The organism is Allobosea sp. P1_A7 (assembly GCF_056406775.1).
The window spans coordinates 1-2,796 of record NZ_JBFTZN010000462.1; the positions used below are offsets into that span (position 1 = coordinate 1).

Consider the following 2,796-nt stretch of genomic DNA (forward strand, 5'->3'; position numbering starts at 1 on the left):
AAGATTGAGACGCCTCTCCATCCGACCCGATCATGAAGCGGCTCAGCGCCGACTTCGCAGAGAAGCCAGCCCCCTGGCGGGAACTCATTATCGCGCAGCGTGGCGCAGAGGCTTGTCGGATAATCACCCAAAGCGATCGGCGGCGGGCGCTTTTGCTTGACTCCTACCGGCCCAAAAGAGAAGCCCGCCACCCCTTTCGGAGCGACGGGCCCGTTTCAAGAGAAGCACCAAGCCGAGCGGCCGGCTGACGCGACCCGACATTGCGGCAAACACCCATAAGGAACATAAGTACAAGGTGGCGTTAATGGCTTTCCCGGGGCTCAGTTCCTTAACTTGGCGGAGCTCAAATGAAACGGCCTCGGCTGCCCGACGTCGATTCGTGGCTTTGGATTATGATTGCAGTGATGCTTGCAGTCGCCGTAGCCRCCGCTCAGCCACCATCCGTGTTTCGGTCCGACCCCGGGAGTGCGAACCGCGGTGATCCCAGGTTGCCGCCTCAACGCTGAAGGCCCCCGGCGGTGAGAGCCCGAGGCAACGCAGCTGCTGGTCTCGGTTCCCGGTCGAGCAAGTTCAAGCGACGCGCCGGCCCGGAACATTCGAAAACGCCTACGCGTTTTTGGGTCGCGGTTGTCCGTGCCTTGAGCAACGGGAGCACCAATCATGAAACTCTCACGCTGTTTCTCTGTGGCCTGTTTCGCATCTGCTGTTCAGGCCAGCATAGCATTCGCGGGTCCCTGCACCGGGGAAGTCGAAGCCCTCACAAAGACATTGGCTGCGACGGACGCGGGTTCTGGGCCGACGTCGGTCGTTGCGGGTACAAGCCAGTCTGGCGCCGGGGCAGCACAACATCCGCCGGCGGCAATTATGAGCCGAGAAGCTCAAGGTAAGGCAACGTCGCCTGAAGATGTCCGTCGCCAGACTGAAGGCCAATCCACAGCTGCCGAGCAGGCGAAGGGTCGGTCGGCCGGTACGGCGAACAAGGCAGAAGCGTCTGCCGCGCTCGATCGGGCTAAGGGGTTGGATCGCGCGGGTCGTGAGGCCGAATGCATGGAGGCGGTGCAGCAAGCAAAGCGGCTGATTGGACCATAATCCAATCGCCGGACGTTATCTGTTCCAAGGATTGCTTTAGCGCATCATGGCAGCCCAAAGGACCCGCTGCCCCTTTCGGAGCAGCGGGGTCGAAACACTTATGGAGCAAGGGAACCTCCGAAGAACGTCAGCCCCAAAGCCGGCACCAAGGCCTGGGTGGATTGCTCGCAGAGGGCCAAGGGAAGGGCTGGTGTCTGCGATTAGTGTTTCGGCTCGGCGATCAGATCGAGCGCAGTAAGCAACGCGGACTGAAGCGCGGCGTGCAGTAGAACATCTGGGCTCGATTTGCCGAACTCACAGTGGCGGTGCTTCACCGTTCCATCGGCCATGACGGCGGCTACATGTACGCGTCCAATAGGGTTGCCGTCTTCATCAGGCTCAACCCCGGTCACGCCCGTCAGAGCGATGGCCAAGTCAGCACCGCTGCGCTCAATGGCGTTCACGGCCATCGCGCGAGCAATCGCTTCAGAAACCGCGCCAAATTCCGCAAGCAATTCCGGGTTGATCCCCAGCAGTCGCTCTTTCGCGGACTTGCGATAGGTGACAAATCCGCCGGTGAGCGAGTTCGCGGCGCCCTGCACGGAAGACAGAAGGTGCGCCAGCGAGCCTGCAGAGCAGGATTCAGCTGTAACGACCGTTTGGCCTCGGGCAGAGAGCTGCGAAAGGAGAAGCTCAGCAAGAGCAGATGCGGGCGGAACTGACGAAGTTGGAAGTTCGTGCAAGATGTCCAGTGACATTTGGATGCCTCGCCTCAATCGGCCCTTCCGATGGCTGTTATCGTACTCCGAAAAGCGCGCGGTCCATACTGCCCTACGCCGCTGTTTAGCGAGGCGATTTCCCCTGCGGATCGAGGATTTGGCGGATCACGCGGATATCGCCCTCGATGGCGGAAAGTCGCTTGTCGGTGTCGGATTGCGCGGTCAGGCGCTGAGAGAACTGGCGTTCCAGCGCGTCAATCCGCAGGTCATGAAGCTTGTCGGCCGCGCAGATCACCGTAGGCCAAGGAGAGAACGACGAGCGTCGCCCCGAGCGTCAGAAGCGAGGAGACGACGGTGGTGATGATCGACCAAAGATTACCGCTGGTGATCTCGCGTTTCGCGTTCACGGCTTCCATCCCCATTGCCTTTCGCTATGTTCGTTGTGCTTGAGGATGTCCGTCTTCTCGCGATCAGACATCGCAGCAACGGCATGAGCGGTAGGCCGGAAGGCGCGTGCTGTTTCGCAGAAATCACCGCTCATCGTTGCGCACCCAGCGATTGAGACGGCCAGCTGGCAGCCTTCCCAACGCTTGATCAGCGCCAGGCCTTCATCGCTGATGCGACGTGTCATCGCAGTGCTCCAGATATGAAAATGCCGCCCGGAGGCGGCTTGGGGACGGTCGAGTGTTCTGTGGGAACAGCGCGCCGCGACGACGGATTTCGGCAAACCGAAACTGGGCCTCTGCGGCTTACAAAGTTGCTTGGGCCACCGGTCACGAAACGTCGGAATTGCTTCGAATTTTGAAATATCGAAAGCAGGGCTCTGTTGGCCGACGCACTATTCTTTAGGTTATCATTAAAGATAACCTAGAGCGGATCGACATTCAGCGTAGCCATATCATTGCTGCGGCGAGGTGGACGAAGCCTGTGAAGTGGATGGTTCTGCGGTCGTAGCGTGTGGCGAAGCGGCGGAAGTGCTTGAGGCGATTGAAGCATCGCTCGATCCGGT

Annotated in this window: 3 protein-coding genes and 1 pseudogene; all 4 read right to left on the reverse strand. The window is 60.0% G+C overall.

Translation table 11 applies throughout. The annotated features are described in order from the left end of the window. Positions 1-1,289: 1,289 nt before the first annotated feature. Positions 1,290-1,826: a CinA family protein gene (locus AC1D34_RS36230; RefSeq protein ID WP_476826869.1), complete on the reverse strand. Its 537-nt coding sequence runs from the start codon at positions 1,824-1,826 to the stop codon at positions 1,290-1,292. A gap of 227 nt (positions 1,827-2,053) precedes the next feature. Further along, positions 2,054-2,194, reverse strand: coding sequence for a hypothetical protein (locus AC1D34_RS36235; RefSeq protein WP_476826870.1), 141 nt, complete (start codon positions 2,192-2,194; stop codon positions 2,054-2,056). After that, positions 2,191-2,418 carry a hypothetical protein gene (locus AC1D34_RS36240; RefSeq protein ID WP_476826871.1) on the reverse strand — a complete coding sequence of 76 codons (228 nt, stop codon included), beginning with the start codon at positions 2,416-2,418 and terminating at the stop codon, positions 2,191-2,193. The genes AC1D34_RS36235 and AC1D34_RS36240 overlap by 4 nt, the downstream gene beginning before the upstream one ends. 253 nt (positions 2,419-2,671) lie before the next feature. After that, positions 2,672-2,796: pseudogene (locus AC1D34_RS36245) on the reverse strand (IS5-like element ISNeu3 family transposase); the annotation flags it as partial.